Source organism: Pseudomonas sp. PDM26 (assembly GCF_019219185.1).
GTDB lineage: Bacteria > Pseudomonadota > Gammaproteobacteria > Pseudomonadales > Pseudomonadaceae > Aquipseudomonas.
This window is the reverse complement of record NZ_JAHUWC010000019.1, coordinates 63,496-82,782: the sequence shown is the minus strand read 5'-3', so window position 1 is coordinate 82,782 and position 19,287 is coordinate 63,496. Positions and strand designations below refer to the sequence as shown.

Annotated in this window: 20 protein-coding genes and 1 pseudogene; 6 read left to right on the top strand and 15 right to left on the bottom strand. The window is 61.6% G+C overall.

The window, feature by feature from the left end; genetic code table 11:
• Nucleotides 1-3 precede the first annotated feature (3 nt).
• The 6 genes from KW849_RS28800 to ribBA all read right to left on the bottom strand — a co-directional run bounded on the left by KW849_RS28800 (nt 4) and on the right by ribBA (nt 7,320).
• Nucleotides 4-1,719 carry an amidase gene (locus KW849_RS28800; RefSeq protein WP_218432953.1) on the bottom strand — a complete coding sequence of 572 codons (1,716 nt, stop codon included), beginning with the start codon at nt 1,717-1,719 and terminating at the stop codon, nt 4-6.
• A 264-nt stretch (nt 1,720-1,983) separates the two neighbouring features.
• Entirely contained in the window at nt 1,984-3,138 is a 1,155-nt protein-coding gene (locus tag KW849_RS28795; protein WP_218432951.1) for an ABC transporter ATP-binding protein, read from the bottom strand.
• A gap of 16 nt (nt 3,139-3,154) precedes the next feature.
• The gene (locus KW849_RS28790; protein WP_007976227.1) at nt 3,155-3,964 is read right to left on the bottom strand and encodes an ABC transporter permease; all 810 of its coding nucleotides are present in this window, start codon (nt 3,962-3,964) and stop codon (nt 3,155-3,157) included.
• 6 nt (nt 3,965-3,970) lie between these two features.
• Nucleotides 3,971-4,903, bottom strand: a complete 933-nt coding sequence (locus KW849_RS28785; protein WP_218432949.1) for an ABC transporter permease — start codon at nt 4,901-4,903, stop codon at nt 3,971-3,973.
• A complete protein-coding gene (locus KW849_RS28780; protein ID WP_218432947.1) occupies nt 4,900-5,925 on the bottom strand; it encodes an ABC transporter substrate-binding protein in 1,026 nt (341 codons plus the stop codon). Before KW849_RS28780 ends, KW849_RS28785 begins: the two co-directional genes overlap by 4 nt.
• Nucleotides 5,926-6,213: 288 nt before the next feature.
• A complete protein-coding gene (gene ribBA, locus KW849_RS28775; protein ID WP_218432945.1) occupies nt 6,214-7,320 on the bottom strand; it encodes a bifunctional 3,4-dihydroxy-2-butanone-4-phosphate synthase/GTP cyclohydrolase II in 1,107 nt (368 codons plus the stop codon).
• 70 nt (nt 7,321-7,390) lie between these two features.
• Here ribBA and KW849_RS28770 point away from each other — a divergent pair, with 70 nt between their 5' ends.
• On the top strand, nt 7,391-7,687 hold the full coding sequence (locus tag KW849_RS28770; RefSeq protein ID WP_218432943.1) for a DUF1330 domain-containing protein: 297 nt from the start codon (nt 7,391-7,393) through the stop codon (nt 7,685-7,687).
• 858 nt (nt 7,688-8,545) lie between these two features.
• Here KW849_RS28770 and KW849_RS28765 read toward each other — a convergent pair.
• Nucleotides 8,546-9,856: an ATP-binding protein gene (locus KW849_RS28765; protein ID WP_218432941.1), complete on the bottom strand. Its 1,311-nt coding sequence runs from the start codon at nt 9,854-9,856 to the stop codon at nt 8,546-8,548.
• Nucleotides 9,853-10,593 (bottom strand): response regulator, encoded by a 741-nt coding sequence (locus KW849_RS28760; protein ID WP_218432939.1) that lies wholly within the window; start codon nt 10,591-10,593, stop codon nt 9,853-9,855. Before KW849_RS28760 ends, KW849_RS28765 begins: the two co-directional genes overlap by 4 nt.
• Nucleotides 10,594-10,899: 306 nt before the next feature.
• Between KW849_RS28760 and KW849_RS28755 the strand changes: the two genes are divergently transcribed.
• The 3 genes from KW849_RS28755 to KW849_RS28745 all read left to right on the top strand — a co-directional run bounded on the left by KW849_RS28755 (nt 10,900) and on the right by KW849_RS28745 (nt 12,789).
• Nucleotides 10,900-11,163: a DUF2790 domain-containing protein gene (locus KW849_RS28755; RefSeq protein WP_218432938.1), complete on the top strand. Its 264-nt coding sequence runs from the start codon at nt 10,900-10,902 to the stop codon at nt 11,161-11,163.
• A gap of 48 nt (nt 11,164-11,211) precedes the next feature.
• Nucleotides 11,212-11,424, top strand: a complete 213-nt coding sequence (locus KW849_RS28750; protein WP_218432937.1) for a hypothetical protein — start codon at nt 11,212-11,214, stop codon at nt 11,422-11,424.
• A 147-nt stretch (nt 11,425-11,571) separates the two neighbouring features.
• The gene (locus KW849_RS28745; RefSeq protein ID WP_218432936.1) at nt 11,572-12,789 is read left to right on the top strand and encodes a cytochrome c biogenesis protein DipZ; all 1,218 of its coding nucleotides are present in this window, start codon (nt 11,572-11,574) and stop codon (nt 12,787-12,789) included.
• A gap of 17 nt (nt 12,790-12,806) precedes the next feature.
• Here the strand turns inward: KW849_RS28745 and KW849_RS28740 are convergent, their stop codons facing one another.
• Together KW849_RS28740 and KW849_RS28735 are read right to left on the bottom strand one after the other, a co-directional pair.
• The gene (locus KW849_RS28740; RefSeq protein ID WP_218432935.1) at nt 12,807-13,268 is read right to left on the bottom strand and encodes a GNAT family N-acetyltransferase; all 462 of its coding nucleotides are present in this window, start codon (nt 13,266-13,268) and stop codon (nt 12,807-12,809) included.
• 76 nt (nt 13,269-13,344) lie between these two features.
• Entirely contained in the window at nt 13,345-14,322 is a 978-nt protein-coding gene (locus KW849_RS28735) for an AraC family transcriptional regulator (RefSeq protein WP_218432934.1), read from the bottom strand.
• Between the two features lie 178 nt (nt 14,323-14,500).
• Here KW849_RS28735 and KW849_RS28730 point away from each other — a divergent pair, with 178 nt between their 5' ends.
• The gene (locus tag KW849_RS28730) at nt 14,501-14,770 is read left to right on the top strand and encodes a DUF4242 domain-containing protein (RefSeq protein WP_218432931.1); all 270 of its coding nucleotides are present in this window, start codon (nt 14,501-14,503) and stop codon (nt 14,768-14,770) included.
• Nucleotides 14,771-14,815: 45 nt separating this feature from the next.
• Nucleotides 14,816-15,628, top strand: a complete 813-nt coding sequence (locus KW849_RS28725) for a class I SAM-dependent methyltransferase (RefSeq protein WP_218432929.1) — start codon at nt 14,816-14,818, stop codon at nt 15,626-15,628.
• 124 nt (nt 15,629-15,752) lie between these two features.
• Here KW849_RS28725 and KW849_RS28720 read toward each other — a convergent pair whose 3' ends face one another.
• From KW849_RS28720 to KW849_RS28700, 5 genes and pseudogenes are all read right to left on the bottom strand, one after another.
• Nucleotides 15,753-16,139, bottom strand: coding sequence for a DUF488 domain-containing protein (locus KW849_RS28720; RefSeq protein WP_218432927.1), 387 nt, complete (start codon nt 16,137-16,139; stop codon nt 15,753-15,755).
• A 2-nt stretch (nt 16,140-16,141) separates the two neighbouring features.
• Nucleotides 16,142-16,864 carry a phosphatidylcholine synthase gene (pcsA, locus tag KW849_RS28715; protein ID WP_108218059.1) on the bottom strand — a complete coding sequence of 241 codons (723 nt, stop codon included), beginning with the start codon at nt 16,862-16,864 and terminating at the stop codon, nt 16,142-16,144.
• 477 nt (nt 16,865-17,341) lie between these two features.
• Nucleotides 17,342-18,016: a DUF3313 domain-containing protein gene (locus tag KW849_RS28710; RefSeq protein ID WP_218432925.1), complete on the bottom strand. Its 675-nt coding sequence runs from the start codon at nt 18,014-18,016 to the stop codon at nt 17,342-17,344.
• A gap of 50 nt (nt 18,017-18,066) precedes the next feature.
• A pseudogene (locus KW849_RS28705) lies at nt 18,067-18,275 on the bottom strand (transporter); the annotation flags it as partial.
• 122 nt (nt 18,276-18,397) lie between these two features.
• Complete coding sequence (locus KW849_RS28700; protein WP_218432916.1) at nt 18,398-19,279, bottom strand: HlyD family secretion protein; 882 nt, start codon at nt 19,277-19,279, stop codon at nt 18,398-18,400.
• Nucleotides 19,280-19,287 lie beyond the last annotated feature (8 nt).

Genomic DNA, 19,287 nt, shown 5'->3' with positions numbered 1-19,287 from the left:
GGGTCAGCGCTTGTCGGCGACCAATGGCGGGGTACGCGGCGGGATCATGCGTTTGTTCCCGGTCGATTCGAACGCCGACGCCAGGTGCAGTAGCGACGAGTCGTCATAGGCGCGCCCGGCAAACGTCAGGCCGACCGGCATGCCGATGTCCGGCATCACCCCCATCGGCACGGTAACCGTTGGCACGCCGAGGTGGCGGATGGCGAGGTTGCCGTTGGCGACCCATACGCCGTTGCTCCAGGCGATATCCGCCGATTGCGGATCGACATCGGCATTTGCCGGGCCCACATCAGCGACCGTCGGGAACAGCACCGCGTCCAGGCCCAGGCGATCCATCCAGTCTTCCAGATCGATCTTGCGGGTCTTTTCCAGCCCGCGCAGGCCGTCCGGCACTGTGCTGATCTGATCCCACGGCGTAATGCCGCGTTCAGCCATGCGCACGTATTCGTCCATGCCGGCGGCCAGGTCGCCCTCGCGGTTGGGCAGGGTGCCCGGATCGTGAGGGAAGATCTGCGGGCCGTCGACATCGACCAGACGGTTGAGTTTCGGGTCGCCGTTGGCCTGCAGGAAATCATCGAACGCCCAGGCGGTCAGGTCCCACAGTTCATGGTGTAAAAATTCCTTGGAGACGATGCCGCGATTGAACACGGTCGGCGCGCCAGGACGATCGCCTTCGCAATTGGAGACCAGCGGGAAATCCACGTCGATCACTTCGGCACCCGCGTCTTCGAGGGCCTTGCGTGCCTGTTCCCAGAGCCCGATCACCGATGGACGGGTGTGGATGCGTTGGCCGGTCGGGCCACCGATGCCCGGCGCTTCAGAGGTGCCGGCTTCAGGGTCGGCGTTGATGTACATGCGCGGGATGCCGAACTTCTTGCCTTTGAGCGCATCGCTGTTGGCGGCCAGCGCCGCGTAGGATTTGGGGCGCACCAGGGACGAGCTCGGGATCGGCACCCAGGGTTGCAGGCGCCACAGATCGCCACGGGTGTCCGGGTCATCGGCGACCACCACGTCGAGCACTTCGAGCAGGTCGGCCATGGTCCGGGCAAACGGCACGACCACGTCCATGGTCGGGGTCAACGGCCAGTTGCCGCGCACCGAGATCACCCCGCGCGAAGGGGTGTAGGCGCACAAACCATTGTTCGAGGCCGGCCCACGGCCGCTCGACCAGGTTTCTTCCGCCAGGCCGAAGGCCGCGAAACTTGCGGCCGTGGCAGTACCCGCGCCGTTCGACGAACCGGAGGCGAAAGGGGCGGTGAGGTAGTCAGCGTTGTACGGGCTCTCGGCACGGCCGTAGACGCCACGTTGCATCCCGCCGTTGGCCATCGGCGGCATGTTGGTCTTGCCCAGGCAGATCGCCCCGCCAGCGCGCAGGCGCTCGATGGTGAACGCGTCGCGATAGGCAACCAGGTCCTTGAAGGCCGGGCTGCCGGATGCGGCGGTGAGGCCCTTGACCAGATAGCTGTCCTTGGCGGTGTAAGGGATGCCGTCCAGCGGACCCAGCATCTGGCCCTTGGCGCGACGGGCGTCGGACGCCTGCGCTTCGGCGAGCGCCTCGGGGTTGCGAACCACGACCGCATTCAGGGCGGTGGGCGTTTCGGGGCCGTCATAGGCGTCGATCCGCGCAAGATAGGCCTGGACCAGCTCAACCGAGGTGGTCTGGCCGGATTCGAGCGCGGCGCGCAGCTCGGCAATGGAAACTTCGGTAACTTCGATCATGCTGCCACCGCCGCTTGCAGGTGGAGGGTCCCAAACACTTCAGTTTTCTCGAAATGGACTTTCATATCGTTATTCTCGTTGCACTGTGTGGCACGACAGGGTCGGGTGTTAAAAATACTGAGCACTATTTAGCATTAAACCGGGATTATAGGAATCCGTTGTCCAATTTATCTTACAGTCGACAGAAAAAAGGCCACCACAACCCGACGTTGTGGTGGCCCGAGGGTGACTCATTATAGTGGCCCGCGCGCGCAGGCCAATGGATCAGTGAGCGCCGGCGGCCTTGTTCAGGTCGCTTTCGGCCCATTCGGTGTACACGCAGGCATCGGCGGTGGCCCAGCGCACCCGCACCGGGTCGCCCGCCTTGAGCGGCATGCCGGCGGCGGACAGTGCCTTGACCGTCATCGAGGTGCCGCCCGCGGTGACCACGCTGCAGGTCTGGCTTTCGCCGAGAAACAGCACTTCCACGACCTTGGCCGAGACTTCGTTCCAGCCGGCGGCCAGCGGTTCGGCAAGGGCTTGTTCAGTGCTCAGGGCCAGGGCTTTTTCCGGACGCACCATCAGCAGCACGTCCTGATCGGTTTGCAGGCCGGCGGTGAGTCGGATCGAAAGCGGCTGCCCCTCGAAGGTCGCCACCGCATTGCCTTGGGCCTTGAGCTTGAGGAAGTTCGAGTTGCCGAGGAACGAGGCGACAAAGGCGTTCGGCGGATTCTGGTACAGGTCATAGCCGCTGCCCAGGCCGACGATTTTGCCGTGGCTGAAAATCGCGATGCGCTGGGACAGGCGCATGGCTTCTTCCTGGTCGTGGGTCACGTAGACGATGGTGATGCCCAGGCGTCGATGCAGCTGGCGCAGTTCATCCTGCAAGTCTTCACGCAGTTTCTTGTCCAGTGCACCGAGGGGTTCGTCCATCAGCAGGATGCGTGGTTCGTAAACCAACGCACGGGCGATAGCGACTCGTTGCTGCTGGCCACCGGAGAGTTGCGAAGGGCGGCGATGGGCAAATTGCTCAAGCTGCACCAGCTTGAGCATCGCATCGACCCGACGCTCGCGTTCGGCGGCGGCCAGTTTGCGGATGGCCAACGGGAAGGCGATGTTGTCGCGTACCGACAGATGCGGGAACAGTGAGTAGCGCTGGAACACCATGCCGATGTCGCGTTTGTGCGGCGGCACGTTCACCAGCGACTGGCCGTTGACCAGGATCTCGCCGCTGCTCGGGGTTTCGAAGCCGGCCAGCATCGATAGCGTGGTGCTTTTGCCCGAGCCGCTGGAGCCGAGGAAGGTGAGGAATTCACCGTCCTTGATGTCCAGCGAGATGTTGTCCACGGCGGCGAAGTCGCCGTAGTGCTTGTTCAGGTTACGCAGGCTGACCAGGGGCTTGTCATTTTGCTGCGCGGAATCTTTGATCACTGCACTCATGTCGTACTCCTGGCGCTCAAGCGCTGATTTCGTTGCGCCGGCGCAGAGCGGCGGCGATCACCATGACCAACACCGAGAGGCCGATCAGCAGCGTCGAAGCGACGGCGATCACGGGCGTCAGGTCCTGGCGCAGAGTGGTCCACATTTTCACGGGAAGGGTTTGCAGGGTCGGGCTGGCCATCATCACGCTCAGCACCACTTCATCCCACGAGACGAGGAAGGCGAAGAGGGCGCCGGCCACCATGCCCGGACGGATCGCCGGGAAGGTCACCTTGAACACCGCTTGCAGGCGCGAGGCGCCGCAGATCACCGCCGCATCCTCGATCGACTGATCGAACAGCTTCAGCGAGTTGATGATCGAGATGATGGTGAACGGCAAGGCGACGATGACGTGGCTGACCACGAACGCGAACATGGTCCCGGTGTAGCCGAGTTTCAGGAACAGCGCGTAGACCGCCACGGCGATGATCACCAGCGGCACGATCATTGGCAGGGTGAACAGGCCATAGAGCATTTCCCGGCCGGGGAAGCGGCCACGCACCAGGGCGAACGCGGTGGGCAGGCCCAGCGCGACGGCGAAGAAGGTGGTCAGCACCGCGACCTTGAGGCTGGCCATGGCGGCGTTCATCCAGTCGGCATTGGAGAAGAACTGGCCGTACCATTTCAGCGTCCAGCCCGGTGGCGGGAACACCAGCCACTGGGACGATCCGAACGACAGCAGCACGATGAACACGATCGGCAGCAGCAGGAACAGCCCGATCAGCCCGGTGGTGGCATACAGGCCGAAGCGCATGCGCCGGCTCATGGCATTGGGGGTCAGGAGCATGACGGCTTACCTCGCGTTGCTGGCGCCAACCGGGGATTCCGGCTGGAGCTTCAGGTAGAAGTAGAACAGCACCAGCGTGATCACGATCAGCAACGCGGCGCCGGCGCTGGCCAGGCCCCAGTTGAGGAACGACTGCACCTGCTGAATGATGAACTCGGGCAGCATCATGTTCTGCGCGCCGCCCAGCAGTGCCGGGGTCACGTAGTAACCGAGGGACATCACGAACACCATCAGGCCGCCGGAAAACAGCCCCGGCCGGCACAGCGGCAGGAACACCCGGAAGAAGTTGGTCCAGGGGCTGGCGCCGCAGATGGAACCTGCCTGCAGGATCATCGGGTCGATGGCCTGCATGGTCGCCTGCAACGGCAGCACGATGAACGGGATCATGATGTAGCTCATGCCGATCACCACACCGGTGAGGTTGTGCACCATCTCCAGCGGTTGATCGATGAAGCCCATGGCCATCAACGCCTTGTTGATCACCCCGGAGGCTTGCAGCAACACCAGCCAGGAGTAGGTGCGGGCAAGCAGGCTGGTCCACATCGACAGCAGCACGATGTTCAGGATCCAGCGGCCCCAGCCGCGCGGCACCAGGGTGATCGCCCAGGCCAGCGGGAAGCCCAGCAGCAAGCTGAACAGCGTCACCAGGCCGGCCACCGAGAAGGTGTTGAGCAACACCCGGGCATAGGCCGAATTGGCGAACAGTTGTTCGTAGTTGCCCAGGCCCGGCACCGGTTCCAGCACGCCGCGCAACAGCAGGCCAATCAACGGCGCGAGAAAGAACAGGCCGAGGAACAGCAGGGCGGGGATCAGGTTGCCCGATCCGCGCCAGCGCTGGGCCAGACTCGGCGATTGCGTCATTGCAGCCGCCTTGCCGGCAGCGCCAGGGGCGCTCCCGACTGACGTGGAGGGACGGGATGCGGTTGCCGTCATTTTCATTTGACCAGCCATTCGTTCCACCGTGTCGCGATGGCAGGACCGTTCTTGGCCCAGTACGCGAAATCAAGAGTGATCTGATCCTTGGCGTAAGCGGTCGGCAGATTCGGGGCCAGCACCGAGTCCAGGCGCTGCACGCTGTCGACGTTGACCGGGGCGTAGGCGGTCAGGTTGGAGAAGTCGGCCTGGCCTTTGGCACTGCTGGCGTTGGCCAGGAACTTCATCGCCGCGTCCTTGTTTTTCGAACCCTTGGGAATGACCAGGATGTCGGCCATGACCAGGTTCTGCTTCCAGCTTACGCCGACCGGGGCACCGTCTTCTTGCAGGGCATGAATCCGGCCGTTCCAGAACTGGCCCATGCTCGCTTCACCGGAGGCCAGCAGCTGCTGCGACTGCGCGCCGCCGCCCCACCAGACGATGTCTTTCTTGATGGTGTCGAGTTTTTTGAAGGCGCGGTCCAGGTCCAGCGGGTAGAGCTTGTCGGCGGGCACGCCATCGGCCAGCAGCGCCAGTTCGAGCACGCCAGGACTTGGCCATTTGTAGAGGGCGCGCTTGCCGGGGTAAGTCTTGGTGTCGAACAGCGCGGACCAGTCCTGAGGCTTGCTGGCGCCGAGCTTGCCTTCGTTGTAGCCGAGGACGAAGGAGAAGAAGAACGAACCGACGCCGTGATCGCTGACAAAGCGCGGGTCGATCTTGTCGCGTTCAATGACTTTGAAATCGAGGGGTTCGAGCAAGCCTTCGGCGGCGGCGCGCAGGGCGAAGTCGGCTTCGACGTCGACCACGTCCCATTGCACGTTGCCGCTCTCGACCATGGCCTTGAGTTTGCCGTAGTCGGTCGGGCCATCCTGTACAACGGTGATGCCGCTGGCCTTGCTGAACGGGTCGGCCCAGGCCTGCTTCTGCGCATCCTGGGTGCTGCCGCCCCAACTCACGAAGTTGACGCTTTCAGCCGCCAGCAATGCCTGGCTGGTCACGCTCAGCAGTCCCGCAAAAAGAACCGCGGTCGCACGTTTGTTCAACACCATTTTCACGCCCTCATTGTTGTGTTTATGAGCGGGGCTTTCGAGTGCCCGCCTATCGGGAGCAGTAGGTCCATCGAGTCAGTGCTGACTGTCCGGTCTATGGAATATCATATTATGGTATTCCAAGCTTTGTGCAAGCATTTTGCCGTACCGGCTATCAGCCGAAACACGTTATTCAGGAATGTCAGTTGCCTTTTGTAGGAGCTGGCTTGCCAGCGATGGACCCAGAAGCACCGCGTTGATCCAGGCAACACGCGTTATCGTTGACGACCATCGCTGGCAAGCCAGCTCCTACAGGAACGCAATGCTCTCCACCACTTCCAGGTCATACCCGGTCAAGCCCGCATATTTCAGCGGCGGGCCGAGGTGGCGCAGCTTGCCGACACCCAGGTTCTGCAGGATCTGCGCACCGGTGCCGACTTCCGAATAAATCCGCGACTGCGAACGGCTGAACTGCCGTGGCGGCTGGGTCAATTGCGATACGCGTTCGAGCAACGCCTGGGAGGATTCATGATTGGCCAGCACCACCACCACGCCGTGGCCTTCGGCGGCGACGCGCTGCAAGGCGGCCCACAACGTCCAGTTGGTCGGCCCGCTGTATTCGGCGCCGACCAGGTCGCGCAACGGGTCGATCACATGCACCCGCACTAGCGTCGGCTCATCGCGACGCAAATCGCCCATGACCATGGCCATGTGGACACCCCCTTCGATGCGATCCTCAAAGGTGATCAGACGAAAGGTGCCATGTACGGTCGGCAGGTCACGTTCACCGATGCGCACGATGGTGTGCTCAGTGCTGAGGCGATAGTGGATCAGGTCGGCGATGGTGCCGATCTTGATCCCGTGCTTGCGCGCGAACACTTCCAGGTCGGGGCGGCGGGCCATGGTGCCGTCGTCGTTCATCACCTCGACGATCACCGAGGCCGGGGTATGGCCGGCCAGGCGTGCGAGGTCGCAGCCGGCTTCGGTATGCCCGGCGCGGGTCAGCACGCCGCCTTCCCGGGCGCGCAACGGGAAGATATGGCCGGGTTGCACGATGTCGGCAGGGCCGGCATGGGCGGCGACGGCAGCGGCCACGGTGCAGGCACGATCGGCAGCGGAGATGCCGGTGGTCACCCCGACGGCGGCCTCGATGGACACGGTGAAGGCGGTGCTGAACACACTGCCGTTGCTCGGCACCATCTGTTCCAGGCCCAGGCGTTTGCAGTGTTCGTCGGTCAGGGTCAGGCAGATCAGGCCACGGGCTTCACGGGCCATGAAGCTGATCGCCTCGGGTGTGCAGCAATCGGCGGCCAGCAACAGGTCGCCTTCGTTTTCCCGGTCTTCGTCGTCGACCAGCAGGACCATTTTGCCGAGGCGGTAATCTTCGATGATTTCTTCGATGCTGTTGAAGGCCATGCTGGAGTCTCGGTATTTGTTGGATTGGTAATGTGGTATACCATAATACAAAATAAACCGAGAGGTCACTATGAAGGCGTACTGGATTGCTCATGTGGATGTCACGGACCCCGATCAATACAGCCAATACACTCGGCGGGCGCCGCAGGCGTTTGCGCTGTATGGCGGTCGGATTCTGGCGCGGGGTGGGCGCAGTGAGGCGATGGAAGGCCGCTCGACGCCGCAGCGCAGTGTGGTGATCGAGTTTGATTCCTATGAGCAGGCGGTGGCTTGTTATCGGTCCGAGCAATATCAGGAGGCGCGTGGGCACCGTGAGGGGGTGGCCGTGGCAGAGGTCATCATCGTTGAAGGTGTGGCACCGGCATAACGAACACCGCATCACCCTGTAGGAGCTGGCTTGCCAGCGAAGGCTTTGCTTTGTTGACTGAGTGCATATCCGTTTTTTGGGTAACGGCGGCTTATGGTTTCGCCCTTACGTACGGCCCCTCGCTGCGGTATTCATCCGGGGGGGGGGGGGGGGGGGGGGCGGGTGGATCAAGATCAAGAGCTGCAGGCGAGCTAACGCTCGGCCTGTTGAGTGGTGAAGAGCGTTTGTGTACGCCGACCTGCCTTTGCTCTTCTGTAGGAGCTACGGTGCGGCGATCCGACCTGCTCGCGATGGCGGCCTGATAGCCGACCAATTTCTTTCGAATGTACCCAGCCCAACTGTAGGAGCTGCCGAAGGCTGCGATCTTTTGCTCTTGTTGGTCAGCAATACAGCCAAAAGATCGCAGCCTCGTTGCACTCGACAGCTCCTACCAGCTCCTACCAGCTCCTACGGGGAAATGCGTACGGATGACGAACCAGGCCGGCCAGCCGACCTGATTTCGCGGATGTATCAGGCCGTAGGAGCTGCCGAAGGCTGCGATCTTTTGCTCTTGTTGGTCAGCAATACAGCCAAAAGATCGCAGCCTCGTTGCACTCGACAGCTCCTACCAGCTCCTACCAGCTCCTACCAGCTCCTACGGGGAAATGCGTACGGATGACGAACCAGGCCGGCCAGCCGACCTGATTTCGCGGATGTATCAGGCCGTAGGAGCTGCCGAAGGCTGCGATCTTTTGATCTTGTTGGTCAGTAATACAGCCAACAGATCGCAGCCTCGTTGCACTCGACGCGATGACGGCCTGCCAGCCAACCATTCTTTACAGCTGGTCTGGCATTCCTCGCCCCCCGAACCGAAAACTTCTACCCCGGCAACTTCAGCTCCGCACACAACCCGCCACCTTCACGATTGCTCAAGGTCAACGACCCTCCAATGGCAATTGCCAATTGCTGGGCAATTGCCAGTCCCAGCCCGGTGCCGCCGGTGCTGCGGTTGCGGGAGTTCTCAACGCGATAGAACGGTTCCATCACTTGCTTGAGTTCTTCTTCGGCGATGCCCGGGCCGCGGTCGAGGATCTTGATCGACAGGTTGCCATCGGCCTGTTTTCCCACATGCAACTCGGCAGCACCGGCAAATTTCAATGCGTTGTCCGTGAGGTTGACCAGCACCCGGCGCAAGGCGTGGGGGCGGGTGTCGATAACGGTGGCGCTTTTGCCTTCGAGCTGCACGTCCTTGCCCATGTCCTGGTAGTCGAACACCAGGCTGTCGAGGAACGAGTCGAGGTCGGTGCGGCGGCTTTCTTCGGTGGCGCCGTGGATGCTGCGGGCGTAGGCGACGCCTTCGCGGACCAGGTGTTCCATCTCGCCCAGGTCGTTCAACAGTTTGTCTTTTTCGCTGGAGTCGTCCATGAACTCGGCGCGCAGTTTCATGCGGGTGATCGGGGTTTGCAGGTCGTGGGAAATCGCCGCGAGCAACTGCATGCGTTCCTTCAGGTACGCCGCGATGCGTGCCTGCATCGAGTTGAAGGCCTTGGCGGCGTGGGCGACTTCGGTCGGGCCTTTTTCGTCCAGGAGTACTGGGTGTGCGTTGGGGTCCAGGGTTTCAACGGCACCGGCGAGGCGGGTGAGGGGGCGGATGGCGATTCTGACCGCCAGCCAGGAACAGGCAAGCATCAGCGCCAGTTGCCCGAGCAGCACGATGGGCAGCCAGGGCGACAACGGGACCATCGCCGGGCAGACGTCGATGGTCAGCGGGCTGCCATCCGCCAGGTTCAGGTGCACCTGAAAATGTTTTCTCGGCCCGGGGATGTCGGTAAAGGTCATCGGGTAATCGTGGCCGATGGCGTCTTTGATCGAGGCGATGGCAATGGGCGTATCGGGCATGTCGGTGCGTATGGGCGTGCCCGGCGAACCCTCATTGAGCAGGTAGCTGTAATTGCGCCGCTCCAGTTGCTGCAGCCAGCCGGCTCGCTCGTTGGCGGGCAAGCGGTCGAGGATGGCTATGGACGTGGAAACGTCGGTTTCCAGGTTGCCGAGCATGGTGTTTTTCGAGGATTCGTAGCGCTCGTAATACTGCGCGCCGAAGGACAGCGCCTGGGCGAGGATCAGGCCGATCAGGAAAATCAGCGACAGCCGTGAGGCCAGGGTCCGCGGCCAATGCAGCGCCTGCGTCATGATAGATCGCCCAGGATTTCCACCGGCAGGGAGAACACATAGCCTTCGCTGCGCACGGTCTTGATGTAGGCCGGCTCGCGGGCGTCATCCAGCAGGCGCTGGCGCAGGCGACTGACCAGCAAGTCGATGGAGCGGTCGAACAGGTCGGCATCGCGGCCCTGGGTCAGGTTCAGCAGCTGATCACGGTTGAGCACTCGTTGCGGATGATCGAGAAACACCCGCAGCAATCGATACTCGGCACCGCTCAGGGCAACCATGGTGCCGTCTCCATCGAGCAGGTGACGGGCCGAGGTGTCCAGGCGCCAGCGGCCGAAGGCCAACAGGCGGCCGGCTTCGGTCACCACCAAATTTGGCGGCAGCATGCGGGTGCGTCGCAGCACCGCATTGATCCGCGCCAGTAGTTCACGGGCAGCGAACGGCTTGACCAGATAGTCGTCGGCGCCCATTTCCAGACCGAGGATGCGATCGGTTTCATCGTTGCGGGCGGTGAGCATCAGCACTGGCGTGGTCTTGTGTTTGCCGGCGCGCAATTCGCGGCACAACAGCAAGCCATCGTCCCCCGGCATCATGATGTCGAGCACGATCAGGTCCACCGGGGTGGTTTCCAGAAAAGCGCGCATCTGCCGTCCATCCGCCACGACGGTAGTGCGCAGGCCGTTCTTCTTCAGGTAGTTGCCAACCAGTTCGCGGATTTCGCGGTCATCGTCAACGATGAGGATGTGATCAACATGATCCATTGGGCCAAACCTCTGATAAATGGGGAATGCCACACAGTCTATCGAGCCTGGGCGGGCTCGCCTGCCGTCCTTTGTATTGCAGTGTATCTGGCTTGCCTGAGGATACACACGAAGGCAAAAAAGCCGATTTTCAGCGGTTTTGTATTGCTCTGTATCTGCGCCCGGTTCTGATACGTACCGATTGATTCACGCCCATTTCCGACACAGCCGAGATACCTCGCAAGCTTTTAATAGGTTCCATCGAGGCAAACCAGACCGCCTCGGATCAACCAACGATCAACCTGTTGAAACCTCGAGGAACTCGCCATGAACACCAAAGCCATCTACGCCGCGTGCCTGTTTGCCGCCCTGAACATCTGCACCTTGTCGGCCCGTGCCGAAGCCGATGTCGCGCCCAAAAACTACACCTACGGCACCCAACTTGACATCAGGAAAGTGGTGTCGCTGACCGAGGACGCTACGCCTTCCTGCGGCGTGGTGAATGCACGGCTGACCTACCTCGACTCCCAGTCAAAAACCCAAGTGCTGGATTACAGCAAGTTGGCTGACAACTGCAACTCGGAAAACTGAGTGTCGCGCCCAACGACCGCTTAATCCATTTGAATCAGGAAGGACATCATGAACAACGTATCCCGCATTTTGACCGCCATCGCCTTTTCCGTCGCCGGTGCGGTGGCCCATGCCAACGCCGCTGTCGAGCAAGGCGCCTGCACCAGCAGCACCTGCTTCCAGCTCACGCCGGTGGCGGAGAAGGGTAGCCATGGGCTCCTGGCGCAAGACGGCTCCAGCCGCACGCCTCAGGGGCAGTTGCTGGATGAACAGACCGCTTGAGAACACCCCCGATCCACTGTAGGAGCTGGCTTGCCAGCGAAGGCGTCGGAACATTCAATAGAGATGTCACCTGCAAGACCGCCTTCGCGGGCAAGCCCGCTCCTACAGTGATCCTGTGTTGCCCTTTAATTTGCATCAGGTGATCCCATGTTACTCATCGCTTTCCTGGGCGGCATATTGACCGTCCTCAGCCCGTGCATCCTGCCGGTCGTGCCATTCCTGTTTGCCGGGGCCGACCGCACACGCTCCTCGATCCTGCTCACCCTCGGCGGCATGGTCCTGACCTTCGCCCTGGTCTCCAGCCTGGCCGTGGTCAGCAGTGAGTGGGTGATTCAGGCCAGCAACACCGGCCGCCACGTCGCCCTGTTCGTGATGGTGCTGTTCGCCCTGTCGCTGATCTCCGCCCGGGTCGGTGACTGGCTGGCGCGGCCCTTCGTGCTGCTGGGCAATCGCATCGACCCGAACTCGCGCAAGGTGTCCGGGCCACTGGCTTCGATCATGATCGGTGTCGCCACCGGGTTGCTCTGGGCACCGTGCGCCGGGCCGATCCTCGGGGTGATTCTGACCAGCGCCATGCTGCAGGGCGCGAACGCCGGCACCAGTCTGTTGTTGGTGGCCTATGGCGCGGGCAGTGCGCTGTCCCTGGGCACCCTGATCTTTGCCGGTCGCGGCCTGGTCAATCGCTTGAAACCGTCGATTCCGGTTACGGGCTGGTTTCGCCGTGGCGCAGGGGTTGCGGTGCTGGCCGGCGCGGCGGTGATTGCAACGGGGGCCAACGACCTGTTGCTGGCCAATACTTCTTCGCAAGGTGTCAGCAGTGTCGAGAAGGGCGTGCTGGCGACCGTGCCGAAAGTCGTCGATTACCTGGTCAGCAAGGTCAAGGCCGACAGCACCATGGGCAACGCTCAGGGCGCCATGCCGTCGCTGTCCGGCGCAGTGGACTGGCTCAACTCGCCCGCCCTGACCAACGAAGCGCTGAAAGGCAAAGTGGTGCTGGTGGACTTCTGGACCTTCGACTGCATCAACTGCAAGCACACCCTGCCGTACGTGAAGGACTGGGCGAAGAAATACGAAAAGGACGGACTGGTGGTGATCGGCGTGCACACGCCCGAATACGGCTTTGAACGGATCATCGACAACGTCAGGGCCAAGGTGAAGGAGTACGGCATCACCTACCCGGTGGCGATCGACAACAACTACGCGATCTGGCGCAACTTCGACAACCAGTACTGGCCGGCGCACTACCTGATCGATGCCAAGGGGCAGGTGCGTTACACCCACTTCGGTGAAGGCAGCTACGACACGCAGGAACAAATGATTCAGCAGTTGCTGCAGGAGGCCAAGGCCGGCGCGCCAGCGGCGTAATCCACTCGATCAATGGCTCACAGGTCCCGAGTCATGAGCCATTGATCCTTTTCCCACGCTTCAAAACGCTCCAGCACCACCCAGCCGCGCTTGGCGTAATAAGTGCTCTGGTCCTGGGTGTGCAGGTAGATCCTCTTTTCGCCGCTGGCTTTGGCTTGCGCGCAAATCCCTTCGATCAATCGCTCTGCCAGGCCCTTGCCGCGTGCCTCGGGGATGATGAACACGCAAGCGAGCCACGGCCCCAGATCCGGGCGACGGTCCAGGTCGGCCCTGGCCAGTGCTGCGCCGCCCAACAGCTCGTCGTGATCAAGGGCGATCAGACATTTCCAGTCGCCGTTGTCTTGGCCTTCGGCGAATTCCCGTTGCCAGTCAGGCAGGGGCTGTCCGGCGTATTCGTAGTGGAACTGCTGGTGGATCCACGAAGCGAATGTGTTGCTGTGCCGCATATGTCGAGCAAGCCAGTCCAGGCGGGGTGCCATGTTGTGAGTCCTTTCAGAGGTCAGTCGCTGGATCGCGAGAGTAGCGGGCCTGGGCGGTGCTGTCGCCCCCGCTGGTTCAGCGACTGCTCAAGTGATTCGAGGCGGTCTGACCGCGCCGCCACGCCGCCGGCGGTGCGCCGTACTCGCGACGAAAGGCGCGGCTGAAGGCGGTGTCGGTCTGGTAGCCGACTTCTTCGGCGATGCGCGTCAATGAGCTGTTGCTGCTGCGTAACAGGTTGGCGGCGAGCAACATCCGCCATTGCGTCAGGTACTGCATCGGCGACACCCCCACCAGTTGCTGGAATCGTTCAGCCAATACCGATCTTGAGGTGCTGGCGGTGCGCGCCAGTTCGTCCAGAGTCCAGGCGTGGCAGGGCTTTTTGTGCAAGGCGTTGAGGGCGGCGCCGACGATGCGGTCGCGCACGCCGGCCAGCCAGCCGGTGCGGCCTTCGCCCTGTTCGTTCATGTACAGGCGCAGCACTTCGATGAACAGCACTTCGGCCAGTTTGGCCAATACCCCTTCGCCGCCGGGGCGGGGTGAGCGGGCTTCGGCGAGGGCATAGCGCACCGAGGACTCCAGCCAGATACCGGCATTCGAACCGCGCACATTGACCCGCACCACCGCCGGCAAGCCCTTGAGCAGCATGCCCGCCAGGCGCGTGTCGCAGGCCAGGTAACCGCACACCAGGCGGGTGACCGCGCCACCACCGCCATAACTCAGCTGCCGGGGCCGCCGCGCCAGCACCGCATCCAGTCGCGCACCCGTGGCCGGGGGCAATCCGGGATGTGAGCACATGCGATGGGCATCGCCCTGGGGGAAGATCACCACGTCGCCCGCACTCAGCAGCAGCGGCGGGTCATCGCCTAGTTCCACATAGCACTCGCCGTCAGTGATCAGGTGAAAGATCACCACCCGTTCCGCATCGGGCTCCAGAAACGGCGCCGCCGTATCGGCGCTGGGCGACTGGTAGCACCAGGGCGCGGTGAACCGGGCGTTGATAAAGATCGCGCCGACCAGGTGCACGACGCGCAGGGTCTGTGACAGAGCGTCCATTTGGGTTTCCCCGTGGGAGGTTCCTGATTGTGAACGCGCCGGCGCGCAACGTGGAATCTCCGGACGATCGGGCAGGGTTGGGCGACGATCGGACAGGACGCCAACGTTCGTCAGGACGATAGTTGATTCACAGGGTGATTGCCGCCCGGCCATCCAGAACAAGAAAAGAGAGGTTGCCATGCCGAAGTTCGTCATTGAGCGCGAGATCCAGGGCGCCGGAGCATTGTCGGACAGGGATTTGAAAGCTGCTTCGCAAAAGTCCTGTCGGGCGTTGCGTGAGTTGCCAGAGGTACAGTGGCTGCAGAGCTATGTCACCGGTGACAAGCTCTACTGCGTGTACATCTCGCCGAACGAGGAGCAGATCAGGGAGCACGCCAGGATCAGTGGTTTTCCCGCCAATCGCATTTCCCAGGTGATGAACATCATCGATCCGACAACGGCGGAGTGAATGCCCGTCAGGCCCGATTCGTGTTTCAACCCAGAGAGCGTCTCCATGAGTACACCCATTGATCTGAGTGCCTTGAAAAACCGCCAGATGGCCTCCTGGGCCAGCGGTGACTACGCCGTGATCGGTACCACCCTGCAGATCGTCGGCGAGCAACTGGCCGAAGCCTGTGACCTGTTGTGCGATGAGCGCGTGCTCGACGTTGCCGCCGGTAACGGCAACGCGACCCTCGCGGCTGCACGCCGTGGTTGCCAGGTGACGTCCACCGACTATGTCGCCGCCTTGCTCGAACGCGGCGAAGAGCGGGCCCGGGCAGAACGCCTGAACGTCTCCTTCCAGGTCGCCGATGCCGAAGCCTTGCCCTTTGCCGACGGCAGCTTTGATGCCGTGCTGTCGACCTTCGGCGTGATGTTCACGCCGGACCAGCCAAAAGCCGCCGCGGAACTGGCGCGGGTTTGTCGCCCGGGCGGGCGGATTGGCCTGGCCAACTGGACGCCGGAGGGGTTCGTCGGCCAGATGTTCAAGACCCTGGGCCAGCACCTGCCACCGCCGCCGGGAGCGAATCCGCCCTCACGCTGGGGCACCGAAGCCTGGTTGCACGAGCATTTTGACGAGCGTGAATTTCTGCTCCAGGTGACGCGCCGCACGTTCAATTTCCGCTATCGCTCGGCGGCGCATTTCATCGACACCTTCCGCCAGTGGTACGGGCCGGTGCACAAGGCCTTCGCCGCGCTACCACCGGACGGCGCCCAGGCCCTGGAGTCGGACCTGACCGAGCTGATCAACCGGATGAACCGGGCAGGCGACAAGTCGCTGGTGGTGCCGAGTGAATACCTGGAGGTGGTGATTACGCGGCGTTGAGCGACCATGCACCCCCCCTGTAGGAGCGAGCCTGCTCGCGAAAGCGGTGTATCAGCCACAGCATCTGTGACTGAAAGACCGCCATCGCGAGCAGGCTCGCTCCTACAGGGGATAGTAGTGCCCGCTAAATGACGTGCGCCCCACGCGCCTCCAGCAACTCGCGCAACACCGAGCGATGACAATGCGCTTCATCCTCGCAATAACAGCCCACGGCCAGGGACGTCCGGTGGGACAGCGCGGCCAGCAGGTCCAGCATTTGACTGGCAGCGGGCTGGCTCATCTCGGCCTTGAATTTGCGTCTGAACACCTCCCAGGCCTTGGCATCCTGCGCAGCCTTGGCCTCGGCCACCAGCTCCGCGCTGGGTGACAGCAACGGTTGCCAGACATCATAAAAATCCCGACGGGCGAATTCGGCTTTCGGTACGCCGCGGGGAGGGCGGCGTACCGTACCCAGGCGCAAACCTTCGTCGGGGCGGCGCGGTGATCCGAGTTGAACGATATGGACCGCCATGGCTACTTGTGCCTCGATTCGTCGAACCACTCCAGCGCCGTGCGCCACAGGCAGATACCCAGGAAGTACGCCGACATCAGCAGCCACAGCCCCATCACCAACGGGTTGATCAACGGATGGTTGAGCACCAGCGACAAACTGCACAGCAACCAGATGGCCGTCACCGCAATGTTGATCGGCATGAAGCGGCGCACGCGAAACGGGTGCAGGAATTTCATCCGGCTCACCGTCAGCAGAGACAGGCCAATGACTGTAACGAAGGTGATCCACGGTGACGGGGCGATGATGTACAGGCACAGGGCAACCACGTTCCAGGCGGCGGGGAAGCCCTGGAAGTAGTTGTCCTTGCTCTTCATGTTGACGTTGCAGAAGCAGAACAGCGACGACACCAGAATCAGCGATACGCTCAGCAGCAAGGTGTAGTCCGGCAGCGGAATGTAGCGGTAGATGAACAGTGCCGGGATGAACACATAGGTCAGGTAATCGATTACCAGGTCGAGGATCGAGCCATCGAAGCTCGGCAGCACTGACTGCACGTTGACCTTGCGTGCCAGCGCACCGTCCAGCCCGTCGACGATCAGGGCGACACCCAGCCACAGCAGGCAATGGGTCGGCTGGTTATCCAGCAGGGACAGGGTGGCCAGGAAAGCGGTGACTACGCCAGTGGCGGTAAAACCATGGGCGCCCCATGCTTTGAGCCTGGCGATGTACAGGGTTGAAATCACGGGGGCGTTCTCCAGTGAATGAAGCAAGCCAGTTGTCACCTCGCGTACGGGGGTGGTGGCAAACCGGGTCGGGTTGCAGGTATCGACCGGGTTTCCGGGAATAAGGTTCACCACCCATGAATCTTAGCTAAACAGACCGGACAAATCCGCGCTCGCGAAGGCGCGTCAGCCCAACGGTGCTGGCACATTCACCTGCGAGGTCCATCGTTGCCTGACTGGATAAACCCCTGCAAAAGAGAACCAGCGTCTGATCAGCACTGAAATCGGGCGTCACCCCGCAGCCTCCAGGGTCGTCCGGTGGCCCTGGTCCGCGCGCTGGACGGTATCGCTGGAGAGCTGTTTTTCCACAAGAATGCCGAGCAACTGGCAATCACCGTCGCAGGGCGTCGGCGGGTCGGGATGAGAAAGTGAAGGGGACGGTCAGGGAGGGAACCTCAGGTGGCGAGGGAGCAAGCTCCCTTGCCACCTGGGCGGGTGTTACTTGAGGAACGCCTGGAAGTCGGTACCCAGTTTGTCGATCGCCGCCTTGAAGTCCTTGGCGGTAATCATCTGGCTTTCGTTTTTCAGTTCGGTGCCAAACACCTTGCGCACCACTTTGGCCACGGTCTGGTTGCTCTTGGCGTCAACGAACTCGGCTTCGATGAACAGGGTGGTGTCCTGGTCGCGGTGACCGGTGGCGGCCTGAGTTGCCCCGACAACGGCCGCAACGGGTACCACTTCATACCACTTCATGCCTTCGTTCTCGGCGTTAACCCCGGTAATCGCCGCCCGCATGATCAGGGTCCGGGAGCCCGCCGGGGCGGATGAGGACGTGGGTACTACGCGGTACTTCTGACCCAGCGAGGCCTTGGCCTTGCTGGTCATGTAGTTTTGAATGTCGGTCAGCGTCTGCTGGTTGACCCGCTCATCGGGTTTGGGGGCCGGGTACAGCTCCAGTTTGTTGAACACCACAGTGTCATAAGCATTCGGGTTCCACGAAGGGCTGACCCAGCGCATCGCGGTCCCGCCGCTCTGCGTTTCGACTTCCTGCAGGTTGTTGTAGTTGGGCAGGAAGCCAGAGTATTGCGCCTTCTCCGTCACTTTCGAGGTGCAACCGCCTAGCAGCAGACTGGCCAGTGCGGCGCCGACAAGCAGGTTTCGGGACAGATTCATAGTGATGTTTACTCCTTGGATGAAATCGTCGTTCTTTCGTTTACAAAACATCAGAATCGCCAGGTCATATTCCCGGTCAGGGCTTGAATCCAGGCATTGTCGAATTGACCGGAGAGTTGATTGCCCGATACGGATTTGGTCTGTTCTACCGGCATGTCGCCGAGCCAGACCATGGCCCAACTGACGTTGACATCGGTGTCCTGGTTCAGAGCATAGGGGCGCCTGTGGCAATGCGCCAGGATTCGCCCATCGGCACGATCGAGTGAAGTGTCCAGGATCGCCGTCCACCTCAACCGCGTGATGCAGCGCTGCGAGCCAGAAGCGGATGATGCGCGTGCCTGTAGAGTTCCTGCCTTTTCTTTCAAGGCGTAGCTGCACTGTTTACTGAGGAATCGCCTGGTTTTCTGCTCCATCCAAGATGTTGACCGTGGCTGTCATCCCTGTGCTCAGGTGAGTGTCGGCAGGCACTTTTAGCAGTTTGATTCGTACGGGAATTCGTTGTGCCAATCGAACCCAGTTGAACGTCGGTTGAACATTGGCCAGCAACTGGTGATCGGGAGTCGTATTGCTGTCGGTGATACCGCTACTGATGCTCTCGACACGACCTTCCAAAGGGATTTCGCCGCTCATCAGCAGGACTCGTGCCGGCATACCCAAACGAATCCTGGGTAGTTTGGTCTCTTCAAAGTAAGCCGTGACGTAGAACGATTGCTGATCAATCACTGCCATGACGGCCTGTCCGGTCTGCACATAATTGCCTCGGGTCAACCGAAGGTTCGTCACCTGACCGTTGCGCGGCGCACGTACATCGCTGCGCAACAGGTTCAATTCGGCCAGCTTCACTTGGGCCAGCGCTTCCTGATATTGACTGCCAGCAATCGAGGCGTTGAGTTGCGCTGTTTCCTTGTCTTCGGCACTAATGGCGGCGAGGCCCAATTTACTTCGCCGCAAAGCTTCGTAGCTGCGCTGCAAAAACTGTTGATGGTGAGTCTGGGCCACTGCCTTTGCATAATCCAGGTTTGCTTGATAGCGATCTCGATCGATGCGCATTAATAAGTCGCCGGCCTTCACTTGCTGATTGTCCTGAACGGGTAGTTCTGTGACCCAACCCGACACGTCCGGTGCAATCACCACCACATCGGCGCCTACTCGCGCATCACGTGTCCAGGGCGACAGCATGTAGAAATTCCATAGCCAGATCGCCGCGAGTACGGCGGTGCCAGCGACCAGGACGGTGAACAATACGCGAACATAAACACGCATAGTATTTC